We start from the raw sequence: 16,925 nt of genomic DNA on the forward strand, positions 1-16,925 counted from the left end.
ATCTCACCGGATAGCGGCTTTTCTTTTATTGGAGTTCTCCACATGCAATATCAAACCCAGCAGCGAGTGATCCAGATGGCGCTGACCTTGCTCGAAAAACAGATGAAACAGAAACCCGTTAGTTTTAATTCCAGCGCCGTGACCCTGCAGTACCTGCGTTTACAACTGGAGCAACTCGAACGTGAGGTGTTTATGGTGCTGTATCTGGATACTCAGCACCGCCTCATTGCCAGTGAAATGATGTCATTGGGTACCATCAACGCTACCTCTGTTTATCCACGGGAAATCATCAAAAGTGCCTTAAGCCACAACGCGGCGGCAGTGGTCTTTGCACACAATCATCCATCAGGCTCTGCGGAGCCCAGCAGTACAGACCGTTCCGTGACAGGCCGTTTGATCGAAGCATCAACTCTGATGGGTATCAAGGTGCTGGATCATGTCGTCATCGGACACGGCGAATCGATATCTTTTGCCGAACGCGGTTGGCTGTGAGGAGATTCTCGGATGACTTCAAGTTCTAAAGCAGTGACTCCGACTGAAGCCTGGCAGACCCTGCTGACCTATCTCTTTCAGCAACATTACGGCCTGACGATAAATGATACGCCGTTCAGTGAAAGCCGGGTCATACAGGAGCATATCGATGCGGGGATCTCGCTGGCAGATGCGGTGAATTTCCAGGTTGAGCGTTATGCATTAATACGGACAGACCACGATGGGTTTTCCTGGGAAGAGCCTTATCTCAACGTCGTCGATGTTCTGCGTGCGCGGCGGGCTACCGGAATATTTTCTCAAACAAAAGGGGAGAGGCCATGAACGATAACAATTCTTCCAATACTGGAATATATCGTATCAAACAGGTTCAGGAGGCTGAACCAGATGCGTGGCTGGATCTATGCAGGGCCGTGACTTTCGCTTATCGCAACATAAGAATGCAATCGCAAACCACAGGCCATCCCAGCCTGACCATCTGCGAGCATTCAGGTAATACGTCGCTGCGGTTTGACGATAGTTTAATTGGGCTAGGCGTCATTTCATTTAACGGAAGCGGAGCCCGCCAGCAGGCTGGGGATGCATTTATACTGACTCGCGGTATGCATCAAACAGCCGACTACAGCTGCAATACTAATAACCTGCCTTATGGTTTTTTGGTCAGGGTGGTTATTCTATTAGCTAACTACTATTGCCCTGCCACCTGGCAGATAAATACTGATATTCCCCTCTCTGACTGGCAACAAACAGCTGACTGGATCGCTAAGTATTTAAATCTTGCGAGCCGCATTCCTGATTTGAACGTCTGATTTTTCTTGTCCCGACTCTCCCAGCATAATGCGCCAGCCATTCCCGGCAGGCGTGTTTGCTTTTGTGCATGGAAAACTAATTATGCAGACAGAAACTGAAGTATTAACTGACCATACTGAACTCATCTGCTCGACCAATATCGAGCGGATCGTCACGGGCCGCGATGCCGCACTCAGGCAGATTGGCGCGTTGATTGAAAACCTCAATGACATTTCTGAGCTGTCTAGCAGGATTGGCGGTGGGATAGCCGAAGACTGGGCAATGCAACAAGGGCATCGTCATGATTGCAGGCTGACCAAGCCAGTGAGTGAAGCGATGCCCGCCATTACTCGAAGCATTGATTGTAGTGTCTGGCGTGATCTGATGTTGAAGTCTGGGATGTTGGCATTAATGGATGCACAGGCTCGCGACCAATGGCGGAAAAATCTGGAAGAGGGTGATTTTCCTGCGATTAGTGAAGAGAACATTCTCAGCACATTCGAGCAGCTACATCATAGTAAACTGGAGGTATTTGAGCGGGGGATTATCAACGTCTTTAAGGGGCTGTCATGGGATTACAAAACTAATAGTCCGTGCAGTTTTGGAAAGAAGATCATCATCAATAATCTGGTAACTCACAATCGCTGGGGCTACAGCCTGAACTGGGGCTGGCGACGAGATCAGTTGGCTGATTTGGAAAGGATGTTATTTTTGCTGGACGGAAAACCGATCCCTGACAACAGAGGCGACATAAGTACCCGGCTGATGGAACATGTGCGTGATAACCCAAGCCAGCAGTCGTATGAAGATGATTACTTCTATATTAGATATTTCCAGAAGGGTACCGGACACTTGACGTTTAAGCGCCCAGAGCTAATCGACAAGATGAATGACATCATCGCGAAACACTACCCCGGAATGTTAGCGCAAAGCATCTAATCTAGGCATTTCTAAAATCTGTTTTTCTTCAGAAAAATCACGTAAAATCTCAAAACCACAAATTAACTAACTTATTGATTTAATGTTGTTTTATGTAAAAATCAATTGAGTATATAAGTGAGTATATATAGTGGTTTTGTCTTGATCTATTTACTTATAATTCAGATAGTTATATTGATTTGGCGAGTCCGGCCTTCGCACCATTAGTATGTAAATCAAGTCACCCACGGGTGGCTTTTTTTATGTCTGAAATCCAGTCCCCGCAAGGCTTTTCCCCGCTTATTAGTCAACCGACGTCAATCTAAGTTACCTCACATCAACATGTCTGGGAGTATAGAACCGGGTATATGCTGGTTCGATAATGCTTTTATACTCACGGCAGCATTTAGAAGGAATACCATCAAGGCCCTGACTCATACCCTGCTCCCCGTTAATTAGCACACCCCGAAGTGAGTAATGTCTTCATAAGCTCCATGAGGACATCCCCCTGAAGAAGTGTTTTCCGACCAACAGATCATCATATTCTCCGCGAGGCTGAAGCGGGAGTCTCCACACGTGAACTTAGCCGCAAACACGCCATTTCCGATGCCACATTTTACGCATGGCGTAAGAAGTATGGCGGTGCCTGAAGTCGCTTGAGGAAGAGAACGCCAGATTCAAGAAGCTGCTTGCCGAAGCCATGCTGGATAAGGAGGCGCTTCAGGTGGCTCCCTGGAGAAAGCACTGCCAGGAGTTCCGTCTGTTATTATGCAGGTTTCGCGCGTGGTATTGTGGCTTTGGTAAAGCTGAAATTGCCGCCAACCTGTCAGTTGATTTTGCTAATTTTGCTCTGATTTTTTTGTTCTTTCATCGTCACCTTTTCCCGCATTTCATCCAGATTATCTTCCCGCAGCCCCGGTAGTACGTTTTAGCCCCCCCATCAGTATGGGATCACCCAGGCGTGGCAGCGGTGCGAGCTTCATAGGGATAGCCAGAGACAGGGAACCAGCCTTTATCTGACCCACCGAATATCTTGAAGGCTCCCGTGCCAGGAAACCCAAACTGCACAGCCGCTAAAAGTTAATAGTCACGCATTGGCTCGCCGGTTTTAAACATTATCTGATTACAGGCAACAGAAAAATCCTACTAATTAGAGCGCTTCAGGAATTAAATACTCACAGCAATAATAATCCTAAAGGCGTAATCATGTTTTTTTGGGATGCAGCCTTAGCCATGCCCGGTCTTAATATGCAACTGTAGTATTATGCGCATAACTATTGGGTGTCATTTTTAATCCTTAAAAAACAGGTATTTATAATCAAATTCCCATAAAGGGATACTCCTGGTTACTATCTTGTTTTGAATCAAAAATAAAGTATCATTACGCATTGGTAATAATAACCTTACGAAAGATTACATTTCCACTTGAGTTGCTAATAGAAAAGCGTATTTTACCTTCGTAAATTTCTCATGGACTGACTGTCATGGCTGACGCAATGGATAAGCACATCTGCACGCAAAAGAATAAATCACTCCGCCCTTATGGTGTCACCAAAAATAATAAATATCTGAGTGTATTAAATTCAGTGAAATCTTCGGCTGTAGTGCAAGGCTGTAAATTATTATCCCACCTCCGTCACTCGGTGCTTTTACTTCCTCTCTGGGGAGTCATGCCGGTTCATTCCAGCGCCGCGTTGATAAGTCCGGCCGATCGCGATGCCGTTCAACAACAGCAGCAGGAATTGCTACAACAAAACAGTCAGCAGCGACAATCCCTGCAGCGCAGCATAACGCCTGCTTTGCCTGCTGCCCGTCCTCCTGCGGAGCAGCCGGGTGGCCCATGTTTTCTCATCTCTTCCATTGCGCTTTCCGGGGCTGAACATCTGCCGGCGCAGGCTGAGCGTGAGCTGACTGAATCTTATCTTCAACGCTGCCTCTCTCTTGGCCAGATACAAACGCTTGTGAAGCAGGTGTCAGACTGGTACATCAGCCGGGGATATATCACCAGCCGCGCCTTTCTCACTGAGCAAGATCTCTCTCACGGCCAGTTACGTCTGCAGGTGCTTGAAGGAAAGCTGGAGGACATCGAAATTGAGAAGCAGGATGCCCGAATGCTGCGTACCGCTTTTCCGGGGCTGAAGGATAAAATTCTTAACCTGCGTGATATCGAACAGGGAATGGAGAGTATCAACCGGTTGCGTAAAGTGCCGGTTCAAATCGAAATTTTGCCCGGCACGCGGCCAGGTTATTCGATCGTTAATCTGACGGCCACGCCTGAGTTTCCAGTGACGGCAGGCATCGGCTTTGATAACAGCGGACAAAAGAGTACCGGTACCGGGCAGATCAACGGGTCACTGACGGCCAATAACCTGCTCGGGCTGGCGGATCAGTGGTTTGTATCCGGCGCGCGCAGCAGCGATTTTGCCAGCGATCACAATGCCCGTAGCGTGCAGGCCGGTTTCAGCGTGCCTTACGGCTACTGGCTTTTAGATTACAACTACTCTTACAGCGATTATCTGACCACCATTACTGATCGCGGCTTTGACTGGCGCTCTGACGGTGACAGTCAAATCCACCGCCTGACCCTGTCCCGCGTCCTTTTTCGCAACGGTGACATGAAAACTGGGGCATTCCTCGGCCTGTCTCATCGCATTGGCCGTAATTATCTCAATGATACCCGCCTTGAAAGCAGCAGCCGCAAACTGACCAGCGTGACGCTGGGGGTAAATCACAGCCAGAAAGTATGGGGGGGATATGCCACCCTGAATCCTTCCTTCAGCCGTGGTGTGCCCTGGCTTGGCGCCGAGAGCGATGCTGATAAATCTGGCGATGCGCCCCGTGCCGAGTTCAACAAAGGGTCCTTATCAGGCAGCTACTATCTGCCACTGGCGCAGGACTGGAACTATCTCACCAGCTTTTACGGGCAGTGGACGCCTGACCGTCTCTACGGCAGCGAGCGTATGACGCTCGGTGGAGAAAGCTCGGTCAGGGGGTTCAAAGAACAATACCTTTCCGGTGATAACGGCGGGTACTGGCGTAATGAAGTGAATCACGATCTGGTTACGCTGCCTTTGATTGGCACCCTCAACGCAGTGGCGGCCGTCGATGGCGGCTATCTCCGGCACGACAATCAGGACAGCTTTGCATCCGGCACGCTGTGGGGCGGTGCCGTGGGCGTGGGCAGTCGTAACCGCTATTACAGCAGTCAGTTCACCGTGGGCTGGCCGCTTGCCTATCCAGACTGGCTCAAGCCCGACCGTGTCTCAGTGTATTACCGCGTGAACGTCGTACTTTAATGATCAGGGAAAGGTATCAGGGATGAACAAGAATAAACCCGTCAAACTGTCGCAGCGTGGCCTGACCTATCTGCTCTGCAGCCTGCTTGCCTGGCAACCGTTGCTTCCCGCACTGGCTGCGGGCGTCAGCGTTGCAGAAGGGAATACGTCGCTGGATAAAGCAGGTAACGGCGTCCCGGTCGTCAACATTGCTACGCCCAACCAGGCCGGTATTTCCCATAATAAATACAACGAATTCAACGTCGGCAATGAAGGCCTCATTCTCAATAATGCCACCGGCCAGCTGACGCAAAGCCAGCTTGGCGGGTTGATACAGAACAACCCGAATCTGAAAGCCGGGCAGGAAGCGAAGGGCATTATCAACGAGGTAGTGGCACCTAACCGCTCCCAGCTTCAGGGGTACATGGAAGTGGCAGGTAAAGCGGCCAATGTCATGGTGGCTAACCCGTACGGAATTACCTGTAGCGGCTGCGGTTTTATCAATACGCCGAATGCGACGCTGACCACCGGCAAGCCGGTGATGGGGCCAGACGGGCAACTGCAGTCGCTGGAAGTGACGCAGGGCGCAATCAGCATTCAGGGAAAAGGCCTGGATGCCAGCCAGAGTGACAAGTTCGCGCTGATTGCCCGCGCAACGGACATTAACGCCCAGCTTTATGCCAAAGAGGCTGAGATCACGCTCGGTGCAAACCGCGTCGATGCTGCGGGGAACATTACCCCGATAGCAGGTACCGGCGATGCACCTAAGGTCGCCATAGATACCGGGGCCCTCGGCGGGATGTATGCCAATCGCATCCGCCTGGTCTCCAGTGAAAAAGGGGTGGGCGTTAACCTCGGCAATCTCAATGCCTCAGTCGGCGATATGCAGATTGATGCCAGCGGGAAACTGACGCTGCGCAATGCCACGGCGGCGGGTAAGGTCACGGCAAATGCGCAGGATATTGCGCTTCAGGGGACCCAGCAATCCGCTGGCGACATGGCGTTGAGCGCCGACGGCACGCTCGCGGTTGAGGGCAGCCGCGTCACCAGCGGAGGCAACATGGCGCTGGCAGCCGGTCAGCTCACCTCTGACAGCCCGGCGCAGGTGTCTGCCGCAGGGAATATTCACGCCAGCGCCCGCAACGGCGGGCAGTGGCAGGGCAGCCTGACGGCAGGAAAAGATCTCCACGTCGAGGCTGCGGATCTTACCAACGGCGGACTGATGGCGGCGGACGGGAATGCCCGTTTCACCACAGGCAAGCTGACTAACACCGGCACGTTGCAGGCACAGGGAGAGCAAACCCTGCAGGCAACGGGGCTGGATAATCAGGGTAAAATTCAGACCAAAGGTGTGCAGAGCATTCAGGCCGACAGCCTGAATAATAGTGGCACACTGGCCACTGACAGCGCGTTAACGCTCGCCGTCAACGGCGATATGTCAAACAGCGGCACGGTGGCTGCGGGTGGCGACAGCCGGGTGACGGCGAAAAAGGCGACCAACAGCGGGCTGATACAGGCGCAGGGCGCACAAACCCTGAACGCCTCAGCGCTGAGTAACAGCGGCAAAGTACAGTCGGGTGGGGCCGCGCAGATTACTGCTGACAGGCTGGACAATCAGGGGCTTATCGGCTCGCAGCAATCGCTGGCGTTACACACCGCCGATCGGCTAACGCTGAGTGACACGGGCTCAATATTTGCCGGTGACCGGTTGACGATGGATGGCGGTCAGATGACCGTTGACGGCGTGCTGACCGGTAAAAACGGCCTGATGCTTAATGCGGCATCACTCTTCGCCGGACAAAACTCCCTGATCACCAGCCTCGGTGATATTGGCTTCAGTGCAGCGCAGCAATCGCTGTACGGTGAGCTTTCGACACCGGGAAATATCAGCCTGAACGGCAACGATCTGTTGGCAGGCGCGGGTGCCCGTATTCACAGCGATGCGGGGCTTACGATTTTCGCCACAAATCAGGCCTCGGTGGCGGGTGCAATGGACGGGCAAAGTCTGGACGTCAGCGGCGGTTTGATGACGCTGGCGGACACCGGTTCGCTGACGTCTCTGGGCGATATGCGCCTGTTATCCACACGGCAACAACTTGACGGCGTGGCCGGTGCCGGCAGAAATCTGTCGATTGACGCCCGTGAGCTCAATGCTGCACACAGCGGTAAGACCTCAGCGCAAAGCGATATTCACGCCAACATCACCGGCGGCGGCCAGTGGTCAGGCAGCCTTATTGCCGGTCAGGATCTGACGTTTACCGCCGGTGATTTTAGCAACGGCGGTACGCTTGCCGCTAACCGTAACGGGCAATTTAGTTTCAACACGTTAAACAACGACGGGCTGCTTCAGTCGATGGGGAGCCAGTGGCTGAGTGGTGGAACGTTCAATAACAACGGCACGTCGCAATCCGGTGGCGTTCAGACATTAACACTGAGCCAGCTCAATCATCAGGGACTGATCGGCTCGCAGGGAAATGTGGACGTCAACGTACGTGACGGGATGACGTCCGGCGATAGCAGCACGCTGCTGTCGGGCGGGTATCTGACGCTTCGCGCGGCCCAGGCAGAACTGGGCGGGACGTTAACCGCAGCGTTGGGGGCAGATCTCCACGGCACGTCTCTGACCAGCCGCGTCGGTTCGGTGCAAACCAGCCAGGGCGATGTCAGCCTGAACGCGGAGTCGGCCACGCTCAACGGGTTCCTGTCCGCGGACGGGGCGATGACGCTGACAACCGCAAACCTGACCACGGGCAGCGGCTCGCAAACGCAGGGCAAAAATGCGCTGAGCCTCACGGCAACGCAGCAGGCGGATTTAGACGGGAAAATTGTTACGCCGGGTGCGTTAACGCTCGTGGCTGGCATACTTAATAACGCAGCCACGATTGGTGCCAACGCGGTGGCCATGCAGGCCAGTGTGGCAGGCAATGAAGGCAGCATCACCGCAGATGACAGCCTGCAGATAGAGGCTGATACCCTTCACCAGAACGGCCAGCTTGCGGCTAAAAACCAGATGACCCTTAAAGGCGGCAAACTCGCTAATCAGGGCAGTATTACCGCGGGCAATCTGACTGTTAACGCCACTGATACGCTGACCAATCAACAGGCGGGCGTCATCACGGCCACAGACGGCGCAAGCGTGACCGCGGGCTCTGTGTTAAATGACGGTGCGCTGGCCGCGAGAACGGCAGTCATCAACGCTGACACTATGACCAACAACGGTTTGCTGCAGGGGAGTCATGACCTTCAGCTCGTTGCAGGCAGCCTGACCAATGGTGATCAGGGGCGCGTACTTTCCGGTGGAGTGCTCGATTTACACCTGGATGAACTTCAAAATCAGGGACGTCTGCAAGGGGGCACGCTCGCCGTTGCCGGCAACAACCTTATCAACAGCGGGACGGTGTTGGGCAGCAACGGACTTTCCCTGAGTTTACAGGACGCCGTCAACAACTCGGGCAGCCTGCTGACGCAGGGTAGCGCGACGCTCGATGCCGCTACGTTTGAAAACAGCGGTCAGTTACTCAGTGGAAAAGACGCCACGATCGCCGTCTCGCATCTGAGCAATCAGGGGCAAATTCAGGGTGACACGCTGACGCTCACCGCTGACGATGCCGATAACAGCGGCAACCTGATTGGCCTGAAAGCGCTGACCGCACAGCTGGCGCAGGATCTCAGCAATGCGACGTCCGGTAAACTGCTGACGCAGGGGGCGCTGAAGGTCACCGCCGGTCACGTCATCAACGACGGTAACTGGCAGGCTGATGATGCCGAACTGCACGCCAGCCAGCTTGATCTCAATGGCGCGATCCAAACTGTCTCGCGCGCGGCGCTGATGCTTAAGGGTGAACTCAACACCGGCGCACAGGGCAAAATCATCTCTTCCGGGCTGGCCATTCTGCAGGCGGCCAGCCTGAATAATCAGGGAGAATGGTCCGCCGACAACCTCACGCTTGAGGGCGAAAATCTGATTAACGGCGGTGCGGTCACCGGCGTCAGCCAGCTTGCTGCCACGCTCGGTGACACATTGCAGGTGCAGCAAAGCGGCGCACTGCTCAGCGGCGGCACCAGCAGTCTGCATGCGGCCAGTATTGCCAACAGTGGCAATATTCAGGCAAACGATCTGATACTGAACGCCAACAGCCTGTCGAATGCCGGCCAGCTTCAGGGGCAGAACAGCCTGCGGGCAACCGTTGGGCGCGACGTCAGTAATTTGCAGGGCGGGACTCTGCGCAGCCAGGGCACCTTCGATCTCAGCGCGCAGTCGCTGCGTAATCAGGGGCACATACAGGGCGACGGCGTCAGCCAGGTTATTCTGACCGATAATCTCGATAATCAGGGCAGCCTGCTGACCGGCGATAAACTGACGCTCTCTGCGCCGACCCTCAGCAACAGCGGCGTACTGCAGGCTAACGGGCTTACCCTCACCGGTAATACACTCAATAACAGTGGCACGCTGACCGGTCAGGCCGACGGCGTGCTGAACGTGGGTACGGTGAATAATCAGGGGCAGCTACAGGGAGACCGGCTGCAACTTACCGGTAACACCCTGCACAACAGCGGAACGCTGTTCGCCAGCCAGGCGCTTAATCTTAAGCTGCAAAATATTGAAAACCAGTCGGGCAGTAATCTCTTCAGCGCAGGTTCGCTGACGTTGGTCACTCCGACATTGACCCAGTCGGGCAGCGTGCTGGCACTCGGTGATATGACGCTGCAGCTTGGCTCAGGATTCACTCAGAGCGGAACGCTGGCGGCCGGTCAGGCACTCACCCTGACCACTGAGGGCGACCTTAATGTGCTGGGCACACTGCAGGGGAATAACATCCATCTCAGTGCGACAGGGGACGTTGTAAACCAGGGCCAGCTTCGCGCGGGTGGCGGTAGCGTGGGCATTGATGCACGTAACATCACCCTCAACGACAGCGGCAGCGTGCAGTCCGGCGGCGATATTATCCTGAACAGCCGTGGTTTTATCCGCAACAGCGGGTTCATCGGCGGGGCAGGTAATCTGGTGATGACTGCGGCCACTCAGCTTGTGAACAGCGCGCTGATTTACGCCGGCAACAACATGCAGCTGCTGGCGGACAGCCTGCAGAACACGCACGGTGACATTCTTGCGGGCAACAGCCTGTGGATGCAGAAGGATGCGGCGGGCAATGCCAGCACCGAAGTCGTCAACACCTCCGGTAATATCGAAACCACGCGCGGTGATATCACGGTTAACACCGGCCATCTGCTGAATCAGCGCGACGGGCTGACAGTCGTCAACTCTTCGCTCACGCCGGTTGACGGGCCTTCCTGGCTCGGGCAAAGCTCGGTTGATCTGAGGTTGGGAGATTTAGACGAAAATGAGTTAGGTTTCTACACCAAGCGGGTAAGAACGGGCGGCAGTATGGGGCAGGGTAACGGCTCCGTTGACGATCACTATTATCTCGCCCCAAACAGCACCGCTGCTGAAAAACGCTATTTAGTGGCATCCTCAACTGTTGCGGCTCAGGCTAACGGTGGTGCCGGGCGTATTGCGGCGAACGGAAATCTGACGGTTGCGGCGGATACTCTCGATAATATCGCCAGTAATATTCTCGCGGGCGGTAATATTTCCTTGTCCGGACGCTCGCTGAATAATCAGTCCTATGAAAATGGTGTCCAGAATAAGTATCTGACATATCAATATACCGGCACCCTGGCGAACAAGGAGTTTGATAACAGACACGATCTCGCCTTCTTTGCCCCTGACTCAGAGCGGTGCTGCTTTAGGTCAAATACCACCAACACCATCGTTACCTACAATCTTGTCGGCGGTCCGGTCTATGAGACGGTGAATACCGGCGAAGGTTATCGCTCAGTCATTCAGGCGGGCGGTGCCGTTAATGCCAGCTTTAGCAATAACATCAGCAACACGACCACGACCGCCAATGCGGGCGGGTTGTCGCATGTCATCAGTGCGCCCACACTTTCGGGTACGGCAAACCTGCAACCGGTCAGCGGCACGCAAAGCCAGCAACTGGCGTCAGGAAAAGATCTGGTGGTCGGATCCGTTCAGTGGAATGAATCCGTCAGCAGCGCCCTTCAGCAAATCGGTAACAGCGGCGCGGCGCTGACGGATTATCCGTTACCTTCGGGCAATAACGGTTTATTCGTGGCAAGCCAGGATCCTTCCAGCCCGTATCTGATCACCACCAATCCGCAGTTGGGAAGTGTGGGTAAAACCGATCCATCGTTATTTAACGCATTGAATGATTATCTCGCACGGCCGGCAGGTTCTGCGCTGAGCCTTGATGCATTACCGGGCGGTATCCCGGCCGCCGGGCAGGTCCTGAACCCTGCGGTTACGCCGGGCACGCCCACCACGCCGCGTATTGAGACGGCTGCGCTGTACACCGATCAAAGTCAATTTATCGGGTCCTCATACTTTCTGGACAGGCTTAATCTCAGACCCGATTACGACTATAAATTCCTTGGCGATGCCGCCTTTGATACCCGCTATATCAGTAATGCGGTACTCAGCCAGACAGGGCAACGGTACGTTGCAGGAACCGGTTCTGATCTGGAACAGATGCAGTATCTGATCGACAACGCCGCCGACCAGCAAAGTGCACTTGGCTTGCAGCTTGGCGTTAGCCTGTCACCTGCTCAGGTCGCGGCGCTGACCAAAAGTATCGTCTGGTGGGAGAAAACCACGGTTAATGGTCAGACCGTTCTTGCACCAAAACTTTATCTCTCCGCCAATGACGTCAAAGTGTTAAGCGGCAGTGTGATCTCAGGCAGCACCGTCAATCTTGAGTCCGGGCATATCGTCAATGCAGGCAGCACGTTGCAGGCCGGAACCCAACTGACAGCAAAAAGCAGCGGCGCGCTGGATAATCTTAGCGCAGGGCTTATTGCCTCCAACGGAAGCCTGCAACTCGCTGCACTGGGAGATATCAATAACATTGGCTCGTCGATTTCCGGGCAGACCGTTGCGCTGCAATCCGTCACCGGGGACATCAATAACGTCACCCAGGCGCAGCAGTGGAATGCTGCACCGGGCAGCAGTAAAAATAAAACAGCGCTGCTGACGTTCAGTGAGACACAGACCGGGGACGTCGCGAGTATTACCGCTGGCAAAGGGCTTTCGCTCACCGCCGGGAATAACATTAATAACACCGGCGCCAAACTGACAGCGGGGAGTGATTTGCAGCTGGTGGCGCTGAACGATATCAACATCACCGGCAATGCGCTCAGCACCAGAAAAACCACGGCAAAAGGTAGCGCGCAGAGCACCGACAGTCAGGCCAGTACGGTCAGTGCGGGCGGCAATCTGTCGGCCAGCGCAGGCAACGATCTGACGATGGCAGGCAGCGCCGTCACCGCCAAAGGCGATGCTAAGCTTGTGGCAGTCAATGACATCAATCTCAACACGATGGACCAGAGCAGCCATCAGACCAGCGGAAAAAATCAGGCTGATGATAACAACGCTACCCGGATGGTCGTGAGTAGCGGCGGCGACCTGACGCTCAGCGCGGGCCGTGACCTAAACTCGAAGGCAGCACAACTCACCGCCGACCTGAATGCCTCACTCAGCGCCGGTCGCGACGTCAATCTGAACGCGCAGCAGACCAGCACCTACAGCGAAACCCATGGCAGCAAAAGCGTGAGTATTCGTGAAAATATCGGGCAGGAAGGGACGGAGGTTGTCAGCGGCGGGAGCACCACGATTGCCGCCGGGCGTGACATTACGACACAGGCCGCGCAAGTACAGGCCACCGGCGACCTGGCCCTGAACGCCGGGCGGGATGTGAATATCACTACCGCGCAGGAAAGCGAATACAGCTACGACGAGAAGACGAAAACTAAGAAACACCTGTTCTCTAAAACGACCACACACACTGTGGCAGAGGACTATGCCACCACGGAAAAAGCCTCACAACTCAGTGGTGATAACGTCTCCGTTGTCGCCGGTCAAGACCTGACGGTCAAAGGTTCGTCGGTGGTCGGCGATGGCGATGTGACGCTGAAGGCGGGGAAAGATGTCAATATTCTTGCAGCCACCGACACCAGCTCCAGCTACCGGCTGAGTGAGACTAAAAAAAGCGGGCTGATGGGTACCGGTGGTTTTGGTGTCACGATTGGCAGCGCACAATCGCGACATCAGCTCAATGAAGAGGGTACCGCTCAGAGTCAGAGTGTCAGCACTATTGGTTCAACCGGCGGTAACGCAAATATTATCGCCGGTGAAAAAGCACATATCAGCGGCGCGGATGTAATTGCCGATAAAAATCTGAACGTTGTCGCGGGCGAAATTGTGGTTGACCCCGGTAACGATCTGTTGAGACGTAAAGAGAGTTACGAGCAGAAAAAGAGCGGTCTGACATTGTCAGTGTCCAGCCCGGTGACCGATGCCATTCTTGCAGCGAACAGCACACTGAAACGGAGTGGGGAGGTCAGCGACCAACGGCTGAAAACGCTTTATGCCGTGCAGGCGGCTGACAATGCATGGATAGCTGTCGCGGGTGCGTCTTCCATGGCGAGTGACATAGCCCAGGGCAATATGAATGCCGTGAAGGTGGAAGTCAGCGTAGGTTCGAGTAAAAGCTCATCTGAATCCAGTTCTACACAAAATCAGGTACGCGGCAGCACCCTCAGCGCAGGCGGAAATACCACGCTGGTGGCTACGGGTAACAAAGGTACCAGCGGTGATCTTCATATCAGCGGCAGTGGTGTGACAGGCAATAATGTCACTCTTGTGGCGCAGAATGATCTGCTGCTGGATGCCGCATCGAACAACACCGAGCAAACCAGTAAGAATAACAGCAACGGCTGGAATGTCGGTGTGCATATATCGCTGGGTCAGGAGACGGGAATTGGTGTGTCGGCCAGCGGTTATCAGTCAAAAGGAACGGCTGACGGTAAGAGTACCGAATATGTTAATACGCGGGTCAACGCCAGTGATGGACTTAGCCTGAGCAGCGGACGGGATACGGTTATTTCCGGTGCGCAGGTGTTGGGTGAAAAAATCACTGCTGAGGTGGGACGCGATCTGACGATAACCAGCCTGCAGGATACTGACGAGTACCACAGCCAGCAGAAAAGTGTGAGTGGCGGCGCCAGTTTCACTTTCGGGTCAATGACCGGTTCAGCCTCACTGAGTATTAATAAAAGCAAAACCGACAGCGATTACGCCAGCGTTGGTGAGCAAAGCGGATTGTTTGCCGGGGATAAAGGGTTCGATATTACAGTCGGTAACCATACCCAACTGGATGGCGCAGTCATCGCCAGTACCGCGACAGCCGATAAGAACCTGCTTGATACCGGTTCGTTGGGCTGGAGCGATATCAATAACGAAGCGCAGTACAGTGCCAGTAGTCAAGGTCTTGCCGGTGGCTTCTCATCGGAGAAAAATGATAAGGGCGAGCGGGCTAACGGTGGTGGTGTCGTCCCCGTCATTGGTGTAAAGAGCAGCGGTGACGCTTCAGGTACAACGCAATCTGCCATTGCCGCAGGCAGTATCGTTATCCGGGGTGGCGCGAAGCAGACGCAGGACATTGCAGGGCTGAGCCGCGATACCGACAACGCCAATGGTCATATCGATAAGATCTTCGATGAGAAGAAAATTGCCGAGCAACAGGAACTGGCGGCGGTGTTTGGGCAGATGGCGAACTCAGCCGCTGGTGATCTTGGTGAGGCGATGGGCTGGGGACCGAATAGCCCCGAAAAAGCCGCGATCCACGGTGTGATAGGTGCAATCCAGGCGAGTTTCGGCGGCGGCAATGCGCTGGCTGGCGGGTTGGCCGGGATGAGCAGCGAAGCGTTTAGTCAGATGGTCGATACTTATCTGAGTAACAACACACAACTGGACCGCAATGAAAGAGGGGCTATCACCCAGTGGGCCGCCACGTTAAGTGGTAGTGCAATTGGCGGAATTATTGGCGGAACGACCGGTGCACAGTCCGGCGCAGCCGTCTCACTGGCTGCTGAACGCTATAACCGCCAGTTACACCCGGATGAAGTAGCCCGCATCCAGCAACTGTCCGGGGGGGATAAAGATAAAGAAGCGCGTCTGAAAGCGGCGGCCTGTGCGCTGGTGAAATGTTCCGCTGAGTTTGCGGAAGGTTCTGCGGATTATGTGAAAGCGCAGGCGCTGGAACAGTTAGGTAACAGTGATGCGTATGCCAGTGAGCGTACACTACTGGCATCACAGAGCGGCAACCAACTGATCTATGCAATGGGTAGCTATGCCAGCGCCAGTTTGCCGATGTTCGGGTATTCGGTTAGTGATCAAACCGGGGATGCGCTATCCCACTACGGTGTGGGGACGCGTTTAGGTGGTTTGGCGCAAACCACCGGAGGAGAGCTGCAGGCGCTGGGCGGCATAGCAATGTGCACGACCGGCGTGGCTTGTCTGGCTGGCAGCTATCTGGCAGCATCAGGTATAGATACGGCTAATGCAGGTGCTAACAGTTTCCTGTCAGGCATCAGTCAGAAAACCAGTGGCGCGTACTTGCTTGAAGGGTTGGGCGTTTCTCCGGAGTACTCGGAAGGGATTTACGGCCTGACGCAGGTGGGGGCTGCGGGGATCAGCGGAGTAGGAAAAGCGGCGGCGACTGTAGAAATTGGTACAAAAGTCGCAGGTACTTCTGCTAACTCAGAAAAAGGGGCGTTAATAGGTGCAAATTTTGCTCAAAATAGAATCAAAGCTGATCGATCCTTTAGCGAAGAAGGGCAAAGGGTTTACACAGAGCTTGCAGGTAGACCGATCAAAACAGTTGATGATTTAGCCGAGGCCTTGAAGACAGGGGTCGTTAAGCCAGAGCAGCTTCCGATTGATTATGTGGATATAAATGGGAATCGCCTTATTTTGAATACACGAACTTCTACAGCACTTGAGCAGGCATCCATCCCTCGAAGTCACTGGTTCGGACGCAATCAGACCGGTGTTGAGGCCTATCCAGGTAAGACATTCAATGATTTGGCTGCAGACCAGTTAAAAAATAACAAGTTGCCGCCTTCTGGCGCGGAGCAGTTAAAGTCGGTGCGTCCATGAAAATTGCTAAACCAAGACTAGTAATAGATCCCTATGAGTGGCTGCCAGGATATGGTGAGTCAAGAGTCTCGTTCTACTCTGTTGGCCCGGATGTGATACTTGATATTCAATATGAAAAGGAAGCTGTCGTTGATAGTGAAGAGGTTGTACTGACCATTAAACGGGAGATCGTTTTCAAGTCTGTGCGGTGTTTTATCCGCGAGCCGTTCCCAGGAGGAACCATGTTTGAGTTTGATGGTGACCCATGTGAGTTTCAGCTCGGTAAGTTAACCGAGTTTAGAAATTCCGAATGGGTAAGGGAAGATTTGAAAGCATGGCGTTCCGCGTCGAGCCATGAACCGCCAGAATTGAAGCATTTTAGCATTCAGTTTTTGTCAGAGAACCTTACGTTCCATGTGCTTGCAGCAGATGTATTTTTATCTAATGAACTTTCATGA

At 54.0% G+C, this 16,925-nt stretch carries 7 protein-coding genes and 2 pseudogenes; 8 read left to right on the plus strand and 1 reads right to left on the minus strand.

Annotated elements, in window-relative coordinates:
* The first annotated feature begins 42 nt into the window (after nucleotides 1-42).
* The 5 genes and pseudogenes from ACQZQY_RS07945 to ACQZQY_RS07965 form a co-directional block, all read left to right on the plus strand.
* The gene (locus ACQZQY_RS07945) at nucleotides 43-492 is read left to right on the plus strand and encodes a JAB domain-containing protein (protein WP_431296892.1); all 450 of its coding nucleotides are present in this window, start codon (nucleotides 43-45) and stop codon (nucleotides 490-492) included.
* A gap of 12 nt (nucleotides 493-504) precedes the next feature.
* A complete protein-coding gene (locus ACQZQY_RS07950; RefSeq protein ID WP_431296893.1) occupies nucleotides 505-813 on the plus strand; it encodes a TA system toxin CbtA family protein in 309 nt (102 codons plus the stop codon).
* Nucleotides 810-1,298, plus strand: coding sequence for a hypothetical protein (locus tag ACQZQY_RS07955; RefSeq protein WP_431296894.1), 489 nt, complete (start codon nucleotides 810-812; stop codon nucleotides 1,296-1,298). Before ACQZQY_RS07950 ends, ACQZQY_RS07955 begins: the two co-directional genes overlap by 4 nt.
* 82 nt (nucleotides 1,299-1,380) lie before the next feature.
* A complete protein-coding gene (locus tag ACQZQY_RS07960) occupies nucleotides 1,381-2,217 on the plus strand; it encodes a DUF4942 domain-containing protein (protein WP_431296895.1) in 837 nt (278 codons plus the stop codon).
* A gap of 495 nt (nucleotides 2,218-2,712) precedes the next feature.
* Nucleotides 2,713-2,938: pseudogene (locus ACQZQY_RS07965) on the plus strand (transposase); the annotation flags it as partial.
* A gap of 84 nt (nucleotides 2,939-3,022) precedes the next feature.
* Here the strand turns inward: ACQZQY_RS07965 and ACQZQY_RS07970 are convergent.
* Nucleotides 3,023-3,200 (minus strand): annotated as a pseudogene (locus ACQZQY_RS07970) (type VI secretion system baseplate subunit TssG); the annotation flags it as partial.
* 666 nt (nucleotides 3,201-3,866) lie between these two features.
* Here ACQZQY_RS07970 and ACQZQY_RS07975 point away from each other — a divergent pair.
* The 3 genes from ACQZQY_RS07975 to ACQZQY_RS07985 are packed head-to-tail and all read left to right on the plus strand — an operon-like array spanning nucleotide 3,867 to nucleotide 16,925.
* Complete coding sequence (locus tag ACQZQY_RS07975) at nucleotides 3,867-5,492, plus strand: ShlB/FhaC/HecB family hemolysin secretion/activation protein (RefSeq protein WP_431296896.1); 1,626 nt, start codon at nucleotides 3,867-3,869, stop codon at nucleotides 5,490-5,492.
* A gap of 22 nt (nucleotides 5,493-5,514) precedes the next feature.
* Nucleotides 5,515-16,488, plus strand: a complete 10,974-nt coding sequence (locus tag ACQZQY_RS07980) for a hemagglutinin repeat-containing protein (protein WP_431296897.1) — start codon at nucleotides 5,515-5,517, stop codon at nucleotides 16,486-16,488.
* Nucleotides 16,485-16,925 (plus strand): hypothetical protein, encoded by a 441-nt coding sequence (locus ACQZQY_RS07985; RefSeq protein WP_431296898.1) that lies wholly within the window; start codon nucleotides 16,485-16,487, stop codon nucleotides 16,923-16,925. The genes ACQZQY_RS07980 and ACQZQY_RS07985 overlap by 4 nt, the downstream gene beginning before the upstream one ends.

Origin of the sequence: Rahnella sp. PAMC25559 (assembly GCF_050632365.1) — a bacterium.
In the GTDB taxonomy this organism is placed as follows: Bacteria; Pseudomonadota; Gammaproteobacteria; order Enterobacterales; family Enterobacteriaceae; genus Rahnella; species Rahnella rivi.